We start from the raw sequence: 15,772 nt of genomic DNA, 5'->3' as shown, positions 1-15,772 counted from the left end.
GGTGATGGACGCCGTCAGGCGTCGATTCGTGCTTCGGTGGTCGCGTCGAAAAAATGCAGCTCCTTGCGTTCGGCGCTGACCGACACGGTCTGGCCGACCTTCAGCCTGACGCGCCCGGGCACCTTCGCCTTCAGCACGTCGCCGCCCAGGTCGAGCAGCACGACGGCCTCGTTGCCGGTGGATTCGATCAATGTCACCGTCGCCGGATTGCCCGCCTCGCCCTCGGCGCGGACGACCAGATGCTCCGGCCGCACGCCGAAGATCACCGAGGCGCCGGGCTTCAGCGGCGCGCCGGGGTCGATCGGCCATTTGAACTGACGCGAGCGGATGCCCGGACCGCCATCGCCGCCCTCGACGGTCCCGGTCAGGATGTTCATCGCCGGGCTGCCGATGAAGGTCGCGACGAAGACGCTGCCGGGACGCTCGTAAAGGTTCTCGGCGGTGTCGACCTGCATGAGCCGGCCGTCCTTCAGCACGGCGATGCGCGAGCCCATGGTCAGCGCCTCGACCTGGTCGTGGGTGACATAGACGGTGGTCGAGCGGATGCGCTGGTGGAGCTTGATGATCTCGCTGCGCATGCTCACGCGAAGCTGGGCGTCGAGGTTGGAGAGCGGCTCGTCCATGAGGAAGACGCCGGCTTCGCGCACGATTGCGCGGCCGAGCGCGACACGCTGGCGCTGGCCGCCCGACAGGTTGCGCGGCCGGCGGTCGAGCAGATGGCCGATCTCCAGCATGGCGGACACGTTCTTGACGCGCTTGGCGGTTTCGGCGGCCGCCACGCCCCGGTTGCGCAGGCCGAAGCCGATGTTTTCCTCGACCGACATGTGCGGGTAGAGCGCGTAAGACTGGAACACCATGGCGATGTCGCGGTCGCGGGGTTCGGCGAAGGTGACGTTGCGCTCGCCGATATGGATGTCGCCTTTGGTGACCTCCTCCAGCCCCGCCAGCATGCGCAGCGTCGTCGACTTGCCGCAGCCCGACGGGCCGACCAGGACCAGGAACTCGCCTTCCTCGACCGACAGGTTGAGATCGCGCACCACCTCGACGCTGGCGTAGCTTTTCCAGACGTGATCAAAAAGGACGCGTGACATCTGTCTTCAACCTTTCACAGCGCCGGCCGACAGGCCGCGCACCAACCATTTTTGTGCGTACAATCCGAGCGCGACCATGGGGATGATCCCGATCAGCCCCAGCGCCGACATGATCCACCAATAGGCGCCCAGTTCATTCGCCTGGCCCGAAATCAGCACAGGCAGCGTCTGCGAACGGCGGAAGGTGAGGATCAGGGCGAACAGGAACTCGTTCCAGGCGAAGATGATCGAGACGAAGAACGCCGTCACCAAGCCGGGGAACGCGATCGGCAGGGAAATCTTGAAGAACACGCCGAGCCGGGTGCAGCCATCGACCAGGCCGCTTTCCTCGACCTCGACCGGCACGGCGCGGAAGGCGTCACGGGTGATCCAGATCGCCAGCGGCAGGTTGAACAGCGCGTAGGCGACGCCGAGCGACCAAGCCCGGTCGAGAACGCCGGCATAGCGGTACATCAGCAGGAAAGGGAACACGACCGCCACTGGCGGCATCATGCGCTGCGAGATGAAGAAGAACGCCATGTTGTCGTTCTTCCAGCCGAACTTGCTGTAGTCGAAGCGGGCGAGACCGTAGCCGGCCAGAGCGCCGGCAAAGGTGGCGACGAACGCGCCGACGAGGGAGGCGACGGCCGAGTTGGCCAGCGCGTTGAACAGCTGCGAGCGATACTGGCCGAACACCGTCTGGAAGGCCGAGAGCGTCGGCTCGAAATCAACCCAGGGAATGAAGGTCGGCAACGGAAAGACGTCGGCCCGCTCCTTGAACGCTGTGATCGTCATCCAGTAGAGCGGGAAGACGACGATGATGAACCAGACGACCTGCAGCGCAATGCGCCAGACCGGAATCCTGCGTCTCATCCTGCTCATGTCAGACGCTCCACGAGACGGCGGGTCGCGGCCAGGATGACGGTCGCGACGATGGTGGCGACGATGGCCAGCGAAAAGGCGAGCGTGGCGGCGTAACCGAGGTCGAAGTTCACGACGCCGACCCGATAGGCATAGAGGGTCAGCGATTCGGTGGCGATGCCGGGCCCGCCATTGGTCAGCACCACGATGACATCGGCGATCTTCAGCATCTCGATCGAGCGGATCAGGATGGCGGTGACCGACCATGGCAGGAGCATGGGAAAGGTGACGCGCCAGAACGCCTGGATGTCCGATGTCGTGTCGAGGCGGGCGGCGTCCTCGACTTCATTGGAGAGCGCCGAAAGCCCGGCGAGCAGCACCAGCATGAAGAAGGGCACCCATTGCCAGGTGTCGACGATGAGGACGGTGACGAAAGCGCCGATGCTGTTGGTGAGCCAGGGCACCGGCGGCAGGCCCGCCGCCATCAGCCCGGCGTTCACGGGGCCGACGGCCTCGTTGAACATGACGCGGCCGACGACGAAGGCGACGACGACCGGGCTCAGCATCATCGGGATCAGGAATATGATCCTGAGCCAGTTCTGCTGGCGCCGGGCGCGGTCGAGCGAACGCGCCAGGCCGAGGCCGATGAAAAACTGGATGGGAATGCCGACAACGAAATAGAGCAGGGTGGTGAACAGCACGTAGTGAAAATGCGTGTCGGAAAACAGACGCGCCCAGTGGCTCAGGCCCGCCCAGCGCACCGGCGCCATGCGGTTGCCGAAGTCCCAGTTGAGGAACGACAGCGCCAGCGAGGACAGAAGTGGGACGATGGTCAGCACGACGACCAGCAGCAACGCGGGCGCAACGAACAGCACCGGAATAAGGCTGCGTTTCTTTCCCTGACGCTCCACGTGCATTCCTCCCGGGGAATGGGGCGCCGCGGCAGGCCGCGACGCCCCTGATTATCAGCCTGCCAGCGCGGCCTTGTACAGTTTGGACTGGTTGTCGCGGCCCAGCCTGTCCGTGGTCTGGTTCCAGGCGTCGCTCGCATTCTTCATTGCCTGTTCGGCGCTGATCTCGCCGGCCATGAAGCGCGATGCCTCGACGTCGAGCGAGTTGTAATACTCGCCGCTGCCGGGAATCGAGAGGTCGAGCACCGCGTTGGGATGGCCGACGGCCTTGCCGATCGCTTCCAGATACTGCTTGGCGTCGGCCGGGTCCATGCCGGCATCGATCAGCGGCTGCGGGTCCTGAATGGTCTTGGCGCGCGACGGCTGGATGCCGCTGTCGGGGAAGGCGACGAGCTTGGTCGAGGCTTCCGGGTTGCAGAAGAAGGCCGCGAGATCCCAGGCGGCTTCCTTGTTCTCGGCGGTGACGGGCACGCCGAACAGCCAGGCGGTGACGCCAAGGTAAGGCGCATGGTTGGAGCCGCCTTCCGGCTTGATCCAGTCCTTGGCGGTGCGGTCATAGACCTTGCTGGCGCCGGGCGTCAGCGCGGTTCCGGTCTTGCCCTTGACCTTCGATCCTTCCGAGTAGGACAGCGTGCCGATGTCGCCCCAGTCGGTGATCATCGCCGACTGACCGCTGACGAATGTCGGGCGGGACTCGGAGAAGCCGTACTGCGCCAGTCCGGGCGGGCCGGCGTCGAGGTCCTTCTTCCAGTCCTCCAGAGCCTGGATCCAGCCCGGCTCGGCGATGCGGGGCGACATGTCGTCGGGATTGAAGAAGACGTAGGGGTCGCCGGCCTTCTTGGAATAGCTGACGCCGCGGCCGACGAGGAAGTACACGCCGCCGGTGCCGCGTCCCATCGGTTCGACGAAGCCATAGCTCTTGCCGGTGCCGGACCAGTCGAAGGACGAGAAGAACTTGGCGACGTCGTAGAACTGCTCCCAGGTGTCCGGGGGCGCCAGGTCGTAGCCGTGCTGGTCGGAGAACTTCTTCTTGTAGTCGGCGTTTTCGAAGAGATCGCGGCGGTAGAAGAGGTTGTGGGCGTTGCCGTCATAGGCAAGGCCGTAGGTCTTGCCGTCGAAGCTCATCGCCTTGCGGAAGATCGGGTAGATGTCGTCGGCCTGGACGAGCTTCAGCACATCCTCGGGGACTTCCTCCATCAGTCCGCCGCCCATGAAGTCTCCGCCCCAGGTGGTCTGATAGTTGATCAGGTCGGACGTATAGGCTCCCGAACTTAGTTCGGTGCGCAGTTTTTCGAACATCTGGCCGAACGGATAGGTGACCAGTTCGATGGTCGCGCCGGTGGCCTTTTCCCAGATCGGGCCGAATATCTGGATCGGTCCGCTGATCACCGGCCCGGACTGGCTTTCGACGATGACCTTGGCACCTTCGAACTTCTTGTTCGAGATGACCGGCAACGTCACATTGGCGCTCTGTGCCAACGCGCCGCGCGAGCCGGCCACCGCAAAGGCGGCCATGGCCACCATCCCCTGCATGATCTGACGGCGTGTCAGATCGTCAAGCTTTCTCACAGTCACGTCTTCCTCCCTTGTTGCGTGGTCGATGGTCTAAAGTGAACGGAATTTGATCGGTTCGCGCCGGGCGCTCTGCCAGGAGCGGATCATCGAGTCGGCGATCTCGACGGCGCGGTAGCCGTCCTCGAAGGTGGCCGCCAGCGGCGACACCTGACGGTTGCCGAGAACCGCCTCGACGAAATGGTTCATCTGCTGGACGAAGCATTCGACCCAGCCGATCGGGTGGCTGCCCTGGACGCCGGCCTCCCACCAGAAGTCGGAGAAGGGGTGCTCTTCCTTGATGACCTGGACGGCGCGGAAGCCGGAGGCCAGCCCGTCGGCGATCTCGATCTCGTTGAGCCGCGCGACGTCGTAGCGGAGCGAGCCCTTGGTGCCGTCGACCTGGATGGCCGAGGTATGGCCATGGCCGGCAGCCACGCGGGACGCCTGGATGACGCCGATCGGACCGCTCTCGAACTGCAGGATCGAGACGAACGCGTCGTCGACTTCGACCTTCTTGCCGGCCACCTGCGGCACCACAGTGCGGCCGATGGCGGCGACTTCGCTGATTTCGCCGACGAGGAAGCGGGCGAGATCGATGTGGTGGGCGCCGAGATCGCCGAACGTGCCGGTGCCGGCGATCTTCTTGTCCAGCCGCCAGCTGAAATCGAGGCCCGGCTGCAGGTAGTTCGACATCAGATATTCGGAGCGGAAATGGGTGACTTCACCGATGGCGCCGGACTGGATCAGTTCGCGGGCATAGCGCAGCGCCGGCACGAAGCGGTAGACGAAGGCTGCCTGATGCACGGCCTTGGCGTCGGCGGCCGCCTTCCACATTTCGAAGGCTTCGGCGGCGTCCATGGCGAGCGGCTTTTCGCAGAACACCGCCTTGCCGGCTTTCAGCGCCGCAATCGAGGGCTCGGCGTGCAGGACATTGGGTCCGGCATTGACGAAGATGTCGATGTTGGCATCGAGCACGGCGCGCCAGTCGTCCACGCCCTTTTCCCAGCCGAAACGCTTGACCAGCGTGTCGCGCGCCTTCTGGTCGCGGTCGGCGACGATGCGGAGGTTGAGGTTCGCCTTCGGCGCTTCCTTGATCAGCTGCTGCAGCCGCAGCGCATAGGAATGGAAGGTGCCGATGAAACCGGCTCCCAGAATGCCAACGTTGAGTTCCTTCATGTGACCTCCCTTTGTGCTTGCATGAGCGCTGCGGGGCGACGGTGTCGAGCCTGCAGCGGTCAGTGTATGTCTTTCGAACGGGCCATCGCGGCCCGCAACGTTGCGATGGTGAAGGATTTGTCCCGGCAGGCGTCGAGGATCAGCTTCTCGCGGCGCGTCACCAGGGCCACCGCCTCGGCCGCGTCGTCGACCAGTTCGGCCGGGACCACTACAGCGCCCTGGTAGTCGGCGTGGACGATGTCTCCGTCGCTCACCAGCATGCCGTTGACCTCCACCGGCTCGCCGAAGCCGGCGATGTGGACATGGGCGTGGCTCGGTCCGACATGACCGCCCAGGATCTGGAAGCCTTCGGCAAGCGCGGTCACGTCGCGGAACGACCCGTTGGTCACGCAGCCGACGGATCCGAGCGTCTGGTGGACGAGACTGTTGACCTCGCCCCAGAACGCGCCAGTGCCGGGGCTGGGGTCGCGGTCCTCGATCACGACCATGGTCGGCAGGTCGGCGGCGGCGACGTATTCATACCAGCTGATGCGATCCTGCACCGGAGCCTTTGCCGGCGCTTCAGCGCGGATCGTGCCGACCCGCGCGATGCCGACGACCGGGGGCAGGCCGGGTCGCGCCGCGATCAGCGGGCGCCGCGTGAAGCCATTGTCGCGGCAGGACGGCCGCAGAACCTCCAGCGCGTTGCACAGCGTTGCGGTGTCGAACCGCGCGAGGCCGTCAAGAGCGCTTCTCCTGATGCGCGATGTGTTCATAAACCTGCCTCGTCAATCACGGCCTCGAATGCCAAAAGAAACTGCTGTCCTGAAGATGCCTAAGCGACGACGTTCCAGCCCCGGCCCTGGTCGCCGAAGGCCTCGTACCCATGCGGCATCACAGCGATCGTGTCCTCGAGCTTGATGAAGCCGCGCCGTGGGTGGAGTAGGGTCGTCTCGATGGAAATGACCATGCCCGTCTCCAGCGGCAGCAGAGCATCCGTCGCCTCATAGGGAACCGGCCCGGTGCTGGTAAGGCGCGGCGCCTCATGCGTGATCAGGCCCATGCCGTGGGCGCAGAAGCGCAGGTGCTTGCTGTTGGGCGAGTTCTTCAGGTCGCTGTCGACGGCGTCGTAGATCGCCTTGCCGATCGTGCCGGGCGCCACCACGGACCGGGCCTTCTGCTGGATGGCTTCGATCTCGCCGAGCAGGTCGACAAGTTCGGCATCGGGCTCGCCAAGGACGGCCATCCGCGCCACATCGCCGATATAGCCGCCGAAATTGCCGCCCGAATCCAGCGATAGCGGTTCGCCCCGGCGCCAGGACTGCGGCGACGGCGACCGGTTCAGCGACGACCCCATGGCGATCAGGCAATATTCGAAATTGAGCCCACGCGAGACCTCGGCCTCCTTGATGAGCTGGGTGATGTCGTTCTTGCTCGAGCCCTCGCGCAGATGCGGCAGCACCGACAGCATGGCGTCGACGACCTTGTCGGAGGCGACCCGGAGATCGTCGAGCTCGGCGTCGCTCTTGCGGGCGCGCAGCCGCTCGAGGACAAGCAGGGCATCGACGATCGCGGCGCCGGGCAACTGGCTCTGGATGGCGGTGAAGCCGGAGCCGGGCATGAAGGAGGCCTCGACGCCTATGCGAGCTGCCGGCCGTCCTGCCTTCCTGATATGAGCCGCCGCAAGCGCGATGGCATCGCCCACTCCCCATGCCTTGAGCCTCAGTTCGGCTGGCCAGAAGGGGCTGATCTCGTTGACGTAGTTCTCCATCTCGTTGCCGACATAGGCCGTCATCTCGGGATGACCCTTGAAGTAGGCGACGATCGGCAGATACCGGTCGGTTCCGATGGCGTCCATATAGTCGAAGAAAAAGAAGCGGTGCCCGCCCAGCAGGTATTGCACGGCATGCTTCGACGTTGCCAGGAGCACGTCGATCCCGGCTTCGTCCATCAGCCGATCCAGGAGATTAGTGTCGAAGGGGGCGGCGGCCCCGTGCGGGACGTCAGCCTTTGCGTTCGTTGTCATGCAGTCCACCGCTCCTCTCGAGAGACCAACGCGGCGATCTATTGCACATGTGTCGCCTGTCGACAAGGTTGAGCCGAAAGTTTTGTTCTTATCCACGGACAGCGGCCATTTTAGCGGTCTCGCACACCCGTTCGACATGCAAAGATCGTCATAAATACCTGCTATAAAATGACTTTATCTCGAAACGCTACTCGGTTGCATTCCGGCAAAACACACTCGGTCGGCTGTCGACAGATTTCGATGTATCTGCTAATTTTGATCGCTGGCGCAGGCAAGGACGGTCGAATTCGCCGGGCTGGCAGGGACCGGTTTCCCGCCAGGCGAGAAAAGGGTCGGACCGGATATCAAAGTGCGCTAGAGGTCTAGCGGGCAGGGCTCGCGACAGGACGCCGCGCAGCGACTTCGGGTTGATGAGAATGAAAACAGGCAACGGTCCGCGACTGATGAACGAGAACTCGATCCAGCGCATCGAGCGTCCCGAACTGATATCGGAACAGACCTACGAGAACATCCGGCACCTGATCATCAACTGCCAGCTCCAGCCCGGTCTTCCCTTTGTCGAGGCGGACATTGCGCGCCGGCTGGGCATCAGCCGTTCGCCGCTGCGCGAGGCGGTCAGGCGGCTGGAAGAGGAGGGCTTCATCGAGACCGTGGACGGTCGTCGCCGGGTGGCGCCGATCACCGCCGGCAAGGTGCTGCAGCTCTATGAACTGCGGTGCGTGCTCGAAAAACATGCTGCGGACAAATCGGAGGGGCTGATTTCGCGCATGGAGCTCGAACGGGTGACGTCCAGGTTCGACTACATCGCGGCCCAGCTCGACGAAAACAATGTGCAGCCGTTCAACGACGCCGATTTCGAATTCCACCAGCTGTTCATTGGCCGCTGCGGCAATCCCCTGATGATCGCGCAACTGTCCAGACTCGAAATGCAGTTGCGACGAGTCATGAATTTCTTTGGAAGGCGCGTCGGCCACACCAAACTGGCTTTCCAGGAGCATCTGGAAATCGTCGAGACGATACGTTCTCCGCGACCAGGCGCGCTTGGCAAGGCTGTGGAGCATCATATTCTAGCGGTAGGTCGGCGTGTCTCAGAGTTCGTCCGCGAGAAGCAGGACGGCGGAATTGGCGGCGACAGCGAGTGATTCAACATCAGTCTCATCACATCGGATGACTATGATCTGGTAGCAGATCACTGCGGGAAATAACGAAGTCGCGCCGCCGGCGACACCGCTGACTAGAACACCTGCGTACGACCCGGCTCCGCGACGCGGCGGCTGTAACTGGTCAGGATTCCGTCACTGCGTGACGCAAGGCGATCCGCACCACTTCGTCCGTTTTCTGGCCTTGTGATCCCGAAAACCGACAGTCCGTTTGCTGCCCCCGAGCGGTAGCGCCGGCGATGCCGTTTCTCTATCGGCCAATCAAGGCCAAGGAGAACTCACATGGGCCATTCTCATTACGATGATGCTAGCCGTGAGCGCGCCGCTTGGAACGCAGGAAAGAAGGTGGGAACCAAGCGCCCACTCACGCAGAAACAGATTTGGGCCGTTCGCTTCTTCCTCGATCGGGAGAGACGCATTCGTGACCGTGCCTTGTTCAATCTGGCAATCGACAGCAAGCTTCGCGGTTGCGATCTGGTCAAGATCAGGATCCGCGATCTGGTCGCCGGACCGGAAATCAGATCCCGCGCGATCGTCGTTCAGCAGAAGACAGGCAGGCCAGTCCAGTTCGAGATAACCGGCGACGTAAGAGCCAGTCTTCTGGCCTGGCTCGAAAGGCGTGGGGGCACGGTCGACGACAATGCATTCCCGAGCCGGATCGATCATACCCGCCACATGAGCACTAGACAGTACGCCCGCCTGGTCGACGAATGGGTGATCGCGATTGGGCTGCGTCCGGAGGAATACGGCACTCACTCGCTTCGTCGCACGAAGGCATCGATAATCTACAAGGCGACAGGAAATCTCCGGGCCTTCCAAATCCTGCTTGGCCATTCCAAGATCGAGAACACCGTTCGATACCTTGGTGTCGATGTCGAAGACGCGCTGCTCTTAGCAGAGCGAACGGAAATTTGACATCTGGGCGGTTACCCGATGCACCACGGATGACCGCTTCAGCCTCCGGGATACATTGCCATACGGGCTGTCCTGGGGTGGGAAGGGGACAGGCAGCTTTTATTTGAGGACGATCGAGAGCTGCTGTTGGCCAGTTGGCAACGCATCGAGCATCTTAGTCGCTTCAACAGAACCCTTTCCAATTCGAGTTCACCGCCTTACCGGGTTGGCAGGGCCGCCTTGTATTCGACCATCCAATTACGAAACTCGGATGGGCTTTCGCGAGATTTTAAGGAAATGACAACAACGACGCTGGAGCAATCATCATTGCGACTCCAGCATGCGCACATCGGTGTTGTAAGTAATCTTCTGCGTCGTCTCGTCGTAAGACGATGTGTTGTTCGCGTTTTCCAAGAACTGCAACGCCGAGATTGACCCAGGAATGCGCCCATCGATCGAATACTTTATATCGACCGAAAGAGGCTGTGGGTCGCCGTCAAAAAATGTAGCTTGGGTCGTGGCGCGTTGCTGGATCGTCTCAGGACCGGTCTGCCGAAATTCGGACAGCACATCGGGTATCGGTAGCGACTCTCCGGAGCATGAGGGGAGAGTGCCAGAGAATTCCATCGTGACCACTGCCACGTTTGGCTCCGTCCACGCCACCGTCTGCAGGCACTGCATAGAATGAGACGGCAGAGTGAAGGTCACGAGGCGCTGAAGCGTTTGCATTGGGGCCATCGAGTTGAGATTTTTCGCTGCCCCCGCTTCGACCGCCATATGAGCGCACACGATCGTTAGCCCTTGGTGCATTACACTTAGCTCCGGGCCAATAGCACGGTCTATGCCGTGATAGACATTCGTGACATGCCCTGTGCTTCTATCGGCTGAACCCGTAACTGTTCCATTGGTGGCAACTCCATTGATGCTTCCACCGAGCTTGCCAGTAACGTTTATGAGGTTACTAATATGAACTCGTTCTCTACTGCTCATAACTTGTATTCCTCCGTTTTGGTGTTCTCTACCTTATTCTTATGTATTGGCCCTAACCCTACCCGTGCATTTATTCGAACGCTACCAGTTATCTGACCCGGCGTCGATGTTCGAATTGGCAAAAACGCACGGTGGAAAACACCAACCGCCGCGCTCGCAAATGGCTTCCGCGAGACATCGATCCGTTGTCGATAGAGCATCGAGACCTGCACCAGGTGTGCGCCCATCTCAACTCGACGCCCCGCAAATGCCTCGGCTTCAGAACACCGGCCGAAGTCTTCCGTCAGAAGATACTGTTGGCCAATCGGTGAACGCGCTAACCTGACGCGCTGCTTGTCGCACTTCAGCTGGAACTCACAGGTCGATATCGGTCCCCTACCCAATTCGTTTTTAGGGTGGGAAGCGGAATGGCAGGTTTCTCGCGACTACGCTGGAAAGCTGCCCTCATCTAGTTAACGAGCTTCGGCGTCAACGCGCCAAACGAGGGTCGAAAAATCGAGCCTTGTCGCCTCCTAAAGCAAACGCGCCTGCGAACTTGCTCAGACTCTTGGTTGTGACGTCCGCTCGCTTCAGTTCGGAGACGTGCGCAATGCCCCCGGATACACTTCGCGACGGCAAGCCTCAGAATTACAATTCCGAGATTGTCTGTCGGGTTACCTCATCCTCTGGAAAATCCGTTTGTCGTGAGCAAGTGTCGAACGAAAAAAGGAGAGGCCTCAAATACCTGCCTTGATACCAGCGCACCGTCAGGATGCGCCTGGATATGCTCGCCGCTTTCCACATCAAAATAGTTGAGAGCGACTTCCGCTGGCCAAGCAAAATTTGAGCGAAAAGGAATCTCCGCATACGGGTTAAAATACACCTGAAGTCCGTCCAAATGGATCTCACGATGAAGCGACGAATGCTGGATAGACATGTCGGCGCCGACAATCTGGCTACCGCTTTCCCATCGAAGTGTCTTTAGGTAGTTCAGCGTATCGAGTCGGAAATGATGTGTTCCGAGCTGCCAGAGTTTCGACCCGGACTCGACCTTGTCCTTGTCGATCACTCTGTAGCGCGTTGCCCGGACGAGCCTTTCAATCTTACTTTCAACAACGGCTTTTCCAAAGGTCCCGACCGTCGAGAAGAATACGGCGCTGATCTCTTTGAAAGAATCGTTCTTGAAAATTCCCATTTCGACCGATGCGCCCGAAGGCTTCGATAGAGAGGTTACTTTACCCTGCCGTCCGCGGTCCGGGCCTTCGAGCACCGGCGGTGCCAGCCCAAACAGGACCATGTTGATGAGCTCGTTGTTTTGGGTAAGCGATAGATCGCTATCAAAGGGCGCAATGGCAATGACAAATGGTCGATCGCGCACGTGGCTCAGAGAAGAGTATGGGTGCTTCTTCCCATTGCATCCGCGATAGATGTTCAACTTGTCTCTGATCTTTCCAACGATCTTCAGCGCGCCGCGCTTTTTGAAATCTTGCTCACTGAAGGTATTCTTTTGTTCGGCGGTCAGCGCTTGATCGGAAACTACGGCTTCAATGTTGAACTCGTATTCTCCGGGACCTTTGACAAAGAAATCGGGGGCAGATTTTGAATAGTCGACACTGCACCCTAGATCGACCAAAGCCCTGTTGAGGTATAGCTCCCACATGGAGGAATTGAACGTGGATTGAAATTCCTTGATGAATTTCTGGCGCTCGCCCGTTCGATCCAGCAGGCCACTCGCCCAATTCTGAATAACAGGCAAAACATCAGCATAGTTTGGGTCAGAGCGAATGAGACGAAAGTGACAGTGAAGTTTTGCGTCCGGAAACCGGGAATCAAACAAAGTCCATTCATGAGTCCTTTTTTGTGCCAGTCACTGGTGACATGAACTACCTGCCGGCAAAGGCGCTATGAGGCACCCGATGCATTCCGGATGACCGCTTCGGATTGCGGTATACGTGGCTGCTTTGTCTGTCCTGGGGTGGGTAACTGACAGTCCGCTTTTAGACAGCACTCATGCATTCCCGTCACCTGCAGCCCTTCGCCGCTCACATCCACCTTTATCGAAAACTGGATGTTCGTCCGCGACCCTGGGGGCCAAGAAGGCCTGCATCGATTGATCTCAAATAAGCTGGGTTTAAAGCTACTCAATTCTGCACATGGGCCTTCTTATCCAAGTGAGAGTTACGAATTTTTCAGCACATCATTATTGTTCCGATATAAAAACCACAAATGGCTAGTGGCCACTATCGAGGACATTATGAATCCGAAGCGGCGCACCGCTCTCATCGATCGTCTGGCAAATGGCATCGGCTATATATCTACGGACTTTGAGAAGTTCGGCGGGTTCTTCGTCCAGGCCATTATCGAACTCCCGTTAGATCACCGTGGCGTGAACCTGCTCGGTTATCCGGTAGCGGGCGTCGTCGATACCACGAGCGCCGATGGCAAGGTTGTGGTCGAGTATTCAGATCGTAAAGACTATTTCGGCGGTGACATGGACAAGGCTCGTGGCGACTTGGCCCATGCCCTAGCCGGCGCTCCCAACGCAGAGAAAGTTTTTCTTCTCTCTGGGCAGAGAATCAAACCACAGGCCACGCAGGAATTCGTACGCGAGGCTCTCGCGCTGCCTGAGATGCAGGGGGGTCACTGCACCTATGGGGTGCGGTAGAAATTGCAACGCAGCTCGTCGACCATCTCATTGTCAGCGACGCGGTCGTCCGGAAGTTGGCCCCCTATTTGCCGGAGCTTGAACGCATTCGGCAGGAAGAGGCCGCTAGCCGGGCGGTGCCCGAGCCGGAGGACACTTGGCTGCAAAGGCCTGATGTTGATAGCGAGATCGTAGATCGACTGAGCCGAAGCTCGGTGGTCGCGCTCAGTGGCGTGGGCGGGCTTGGCAAGACGGCCATGGCGCGGGCGTTCGCCGATGTTCATCAGAGTGACTATCATGTGCGCATTTGGCTGGATGGAGACGAAGTACGCCGTGTGGAGGATTTGCAGGCGCTACCCCTTCTTCGTGCTGGGGAGAGCCGCAATATTGTCGGCCTAATGCAGACCCTCCCATGTCTGCTCGTCATTGATGACGCGCCTGCCGATATGGATCTGCGCAGGCTTGAGAAGATTTGTGGTGCCGGCTCTCACATAATCCTGACTCAACGATCGACGTCGTCAACATCCTACAGCTTGCCGATGTTGGATCGTCCTCAATCTCAGGCCTTGCTGGCACAGGCTGGTGCGCCATGCCCAGACGAGGTCTTTGATACGATTTGGGCGACAATCCATGGCCACCCGCTCAGCCTTTCGCTGATACTTGCCGCGGTGAACCAAGGAGCCTCTTGGCAGGACATTGTCCAAGACTGCAAGGCCATTGGTGAAATGGCGACCGGCGGACGTCGCCTTACCGATATCATGCTAGAGCGCTTGCGTCCGTCGCTCGTTCGAGAGCTTTCCGTGTTTGCGTGGTCGAGATTGTCAGTCTGCGATGAGGACTTCCTCAGTTTTGCAATCAAACCGCTAGGCATTCGAAAACTGAAAGCCAACAGCCTAACCGCGCCTGACCGGGACAGAGCCATCAGGTTGCATGATGTTGTTCACGCAGCGCTCGATGAGAGCTGGTGCACGTCCGAGCGGAGTGCCGAGCTTGATCGGCTCTTGGAGGACTATATTATTGAGGCATCAGGAGGGGAAGGTCTCGATCTATGGCGCAATGCGCGAATTCTACTGCCAAAGCTCGAGGCACTGGTTGGGCAAGGTGACGCCCCGCCCTCATTTCTTTTTGCACTGCTGACCACCTGGGATGCCCTAGAGACCAAGCCGGACCTCGTGGGCGAGCCACTGGATGCGGTCAAGGGAATGGCTAGGCGGAAGCCTAAGCCCCTCGAAGTTAATGCGGTGATTGAGGCGATCGAACAACTCTTCCTTTACGACAAGGAGCGGCACGATCCGGCGGCACAAGACCGTCTAAGGGCTCGTCTTGTCGCCTTCGACGAGATGTTGTTGTTGCCAGAGCTCACCATAAAGGAAACTGCGGAGCTCCTTCACCACAAAGGGAAAGCTTTGAAGCGTCTGAATGAGAGGCAGGCGGCGGCAGAGCTTTTCGAGCAAGTCCTAGCGGGTCCATTTCCCCTGCACGAGGTGCGACTGCAGCTTGTGGATATCTATCGCGCCAATCAGGAGAAGGAAGCGCGGGCAACCCAACTCGTCAACGAGATGCTAGGACCTGGTGCCGAGACAGACGGGCTGACCTATTCGGTTTTGCTCGGAGTTATTGAGCGTCTGCCATCTGGATCCGGCGAATGGCGATCTAGTCTGATTGATCGCCACGCCGCCTCGATCGAGAACACCATCGTCTCGGCTGCAAATGCCGGAGCGAAACATGCATTCGATGCGTTCGCATCTCTTGGTCGATACATTTCGATAGAGCGGCCGGGTATGTTCCAGTCAATCTTCGACGGTTTGCCGGACGTCGAGCTTGATAGCATACAATCAGACAGAGAACGTGCGGCACGAGCTGAAATCTATAGCGAGGCAGCACGACTTTCTCCTGGTGTTGCCAGCAAACTCCGGGGAAAGGCCCTGGCGCACTATCGAGCGATAGTAAAGCCGATGACATTTCATCACCAGCGCCACGCGGAGCTCCTAATTGACATGGAGCGACCTGACGAAGCAGAGGTCATTCTTCGTGAGCTTACCCCCTTGGACAACGAATGGCTGGAACGCCTGATGGCCCGATCGCGCCTGGCCCAAGGTGATGCGGTAGAAGCCAAGGATTGGATTGAACGAGCCCTCCGCAAACTGAGGGCCGAGCGCTTCCGAAGCGAATTTCTTGAGCTGCGCTTTGATATCCGTCGAGCACTCCTTGACGATGATGCCATCGACGACCTTGAAGCAGCATTGGAGGCAAGCCAAAAGCACGCGGAGCGTTCTCGATTGGAGCTTAAGCTGCAAATTGAACGGAAGATCGGGGCGTCAAAAGGACCGTCGTGACCGGTAGCTTGCTTGAGATCCGATGGCCGCTTTTGGCGAGAGGGCCATTGGTAGATGAATGGCCGCCATGGGGTCGGATGGAGAATGGCCGCTTACAGCCGGATTTCTCCATGACCAGACTGTCCGGAACCGGCCCCAAAGGTGCCTGTCGGCTACGCGCTTCAAGCCAGACGTTTGGGTAGCCGTTGGCTT

Annotated in this window: 13 protein-coding genes and 1 pseudogene; 5 read left to right on the top strand and 9 right to left on the bottom strand. The window is 59.9% G+C overall.

Annotated features, from left to right (window positions below):
- Positions 1-14 precede the first annotated feature (14 nt).
- The 7 genes from FJ964_RS23040 to FJ964_RS23010 are packed head-to-tail and all read right to left on the bottom strand — an operon-like array spanning position 15 to position 7,577.
- Positions 15-1,091 carry an ABC transporter ATP-binding protein gene (locus FJ964_RS23040; RefSeq protein ID WP_140552533.1) on the bottom strand — a complete coding sequence of 359 codons (1,077 nt, stop codon included), beginning with the start codon at positions 1,089-1,091 and terminating at the stop codon, positions 15-17.
- Positions 1,092-1,097: 6 nt separating this feature from the next.
- Positions 1,098-1,952, bottom strand: coding sequence for a carbohydrate ABC transporter permease (locus FJ964_RS23035; RefSeq protein ID WP_140552532.1), 855 nt, complete (start codon positions 1,950-1,952; stop codon positions 1,098-1,100).
- A complete protein-coding gene (locus FJ964_RS23030) occupies positions 1,949-2,842 on the bottom strand; it encodes a sugar ABC transporter permease (RefSeq protein WP_181172586.1) in 894 nt (297 codons plus the stop codon). The genes FJ964_RS23035 and FJ964_RS23030 overlap by 4 nt, the downstream gene beginning before the upstream one ends.
- A 54-nt stretch (positions 2,843-2,896) precedes the next feature.
- A complete protein-coding gene (locus FJ964_RS23025; RefSeq protein WP_140552530.1) occupies positions 2,897-4,417 on the bottom strand; it encodes an extracellular solute-binding protein in 1,521 nt (506 codons plus the stop codon).
- A gap of 30 nt (positions 4,418-4,447) precedes the next feature.
- Positions 4,448-5,572, bottom strand: a complete 1,125-nt coding sequence (locus FJ964_RS23020) for a Gfo/Idh/MocA family oxidoreductase (protein ID WP_140552529.1) — start codon at positions 5,570-5,572, stop codon at positions 4,448-4,450.
- 59 nt (positions 5,573-5,631) lie between these two features.
- Positions 5,632-6,327: an RraA family protein gene (locus FJ964_RS23015; protein ID WP_140552528.1), complete on the bottom strand. Its 696-nt coding sequence runs from the start codon at positions 6,325-6,327 to the stop codon at positions 5,632-5,634.
- 59 nt (positions 6,328-6,386) lie between these two features.
- Positions 6,387-7,577, bottom strand: a complete 1,191-nt coding sequence (locus tag FJ964_RS23010) for a Xaa-Pro peptidase family protein (protein ID WP_140552527.1) — start codon at positions 7,575-7,577, stop codon at positions 6,387-6,389.
- Between the two features lie 416 nt (positions 7,578-7,993).
- On the opposite strand from FJ964_RS23010, the gene FJ964_RS23005 reads away from it, so the two are divergent.
- Entirely contained in the window at positions 7,994-8,719 is a 726-nt protein-coding gene (locus FJ964_RS23005; RefSeq protein WP_181172585.1) for a GntR family transcriptional regulator, read from the top strand.
- Between the two features lie 300 nt (positions 8,720-9,019).
- Positions 9,020-9,652, top strand: coding sequence for a tyrosine-type recombinase/integrase (locus FJ964_RS23000; protein ID WP_140552525.1), 633 nt, complete (start codon positions 9,020-9,022; stop codon positions 9,650-9,652).
- A gap of 303 nt (positions 9,653-9,955) precedes the next feature.
- Here the strand turns inward: FJ964_RS23000 and FJ964_RS22995 are convergent, their stop codons facing one another.
- Positions 9,956-10,621: a hypothetical protein gene (locus tag FJ964_RS22995; RefSeq protein ID WP_140552524.1), complete on the bottom strand. Its 666-nt coding sequence runs from the start codon at positions 10,619-10,621 to the stop codon at positions 9,956-9,958.
- 110 nt (positions 10,622-10,731) lie between these two features.
- On the opposite strand from FJ964_RS22995, the pseudogene FJ964_RS31435 reads away from it, so the two are divergent.
- Positions 10,732-10,932, top strand: a pseudogene (locus FJ964_RS31435) (IS30 family transposase); the annotation flags it as partial.
- 347 nt (positions 10,933-11,279) lie between these two features.
- Here the strand turns inward: FJ964_RS31435 and FJ964_RS31430 are convergent.
- A complete protein-coding gene (locus FJ964_RS31430) occupies positions 11,280-12,437 on the bottom strand; it encodes a hypothetical protein (RefSeq protein ID WP_140552523.1) in 1,158 nt (385 codons plus the stop codon).
- Positions 12,438-12,668: 231 nt separating this feature from the next.
- Between FJ964_RS31430 and FJ964_RS22980 the strand changes: the two genes are divergently transcribed.
- Complete coding sequence (locus FJ964_RS22980; RefSeq protein ID WP_140552522.1) at positions 12,669-13,265, top strand: epoxyqueuosine reductase QueH; 597 nt, start codon at positions 12,669-12,671, stop codon at positions 13,263-13,265.
- A gap of 194 nt (positions 13,266-13,459) precedes the next feature.
- Positions 13,460-15,580, top strand: coding sequence for a hypothetical protein (locus FJ964_RS22975; protein ID WP_140552521.1), 2,121 nt, complete (start codon positions 13,460-13,462; stop codon positions 15,578-15,580).
- The last annotated feature ends 192 nt before the right edge of the window (positions 15,581-15,772 follow it).

The sequence above is a fragment of the Mesorhizobium sp. B2-3-2 genome (assembly GCF_006442295.1).
Lineage (GTDB): Bacteria > Pseudomonadota > Alphaproteobacteria > Rhizobiales > Rhizobiaceae > Mesorhizobium.
This window is presented reverse-complemented; position numbering and strand designations above follow the sequence as displayed.

Coding starts and splice junctions, on each gene's coding strand:
- FJ964_RS23035 (WP_140552532.1), bottom strand. CDS start 1,952: ATGAGCAGGATGAGACGCAGGATTCCGGTCTGGCGCATTGCGCTGCAG.
- FJ964_RS23005 (WP_181172585.1), top strand. CDS start 7,994: ATGAAAACAGGCAACGGTCCGCGACTGATGAACGAGAACTCGATCCAG.
- FJ964_RS22995 (WP_140552524.1), bottom strand. CDS start 10,621: ATGAGCAGTAGAGAACGAGTTCATATTAGTAACCTCATAAACGTTACT.
- FJ964_RS23000 (WP_140552525.1), top strand. CDS start 9,020: ATGGGCCATTCTCATTACGATGATGCTAGCCGTGAGCGCGCCGCTTGG.
- FJ964_RS23020 (WP_140552529.1), bottom strand. CDS start 5,572: ATGAAGGAACTCAACGTTGGCATTCTGGGAGCCGGTTTCATCGGCACC.
- FJ964_RS23040 (WP_140552533.1), bottom strand. CDS start 1,091: ATGTCACGCGTCCTTTTTGATCACGTCTGGAAAAGCTACGCCAGCGTC.
- FJ964_RS22980 (WP_140552522.1), top strand. CDS start 12,669: ATGTTCGTCCGCGACCCTGGGGGCCAAGAAGGCCTGCATCGATTGATC.
- FJ964_RS23015 (WP_140552528.1), bottom strand. CDS start 6,327: ATGAACACATCGCGCATCAGGAGAAGCGCTCTTGACGGCCTCGCGCGG.
- FJ964_RS23010 (WP_140552527.1), bottom strand. CDS start 7,577: ATGACAACGAACGCAAAGGCTGACGTCCCGCACGGGGCCGCCGCCCCC.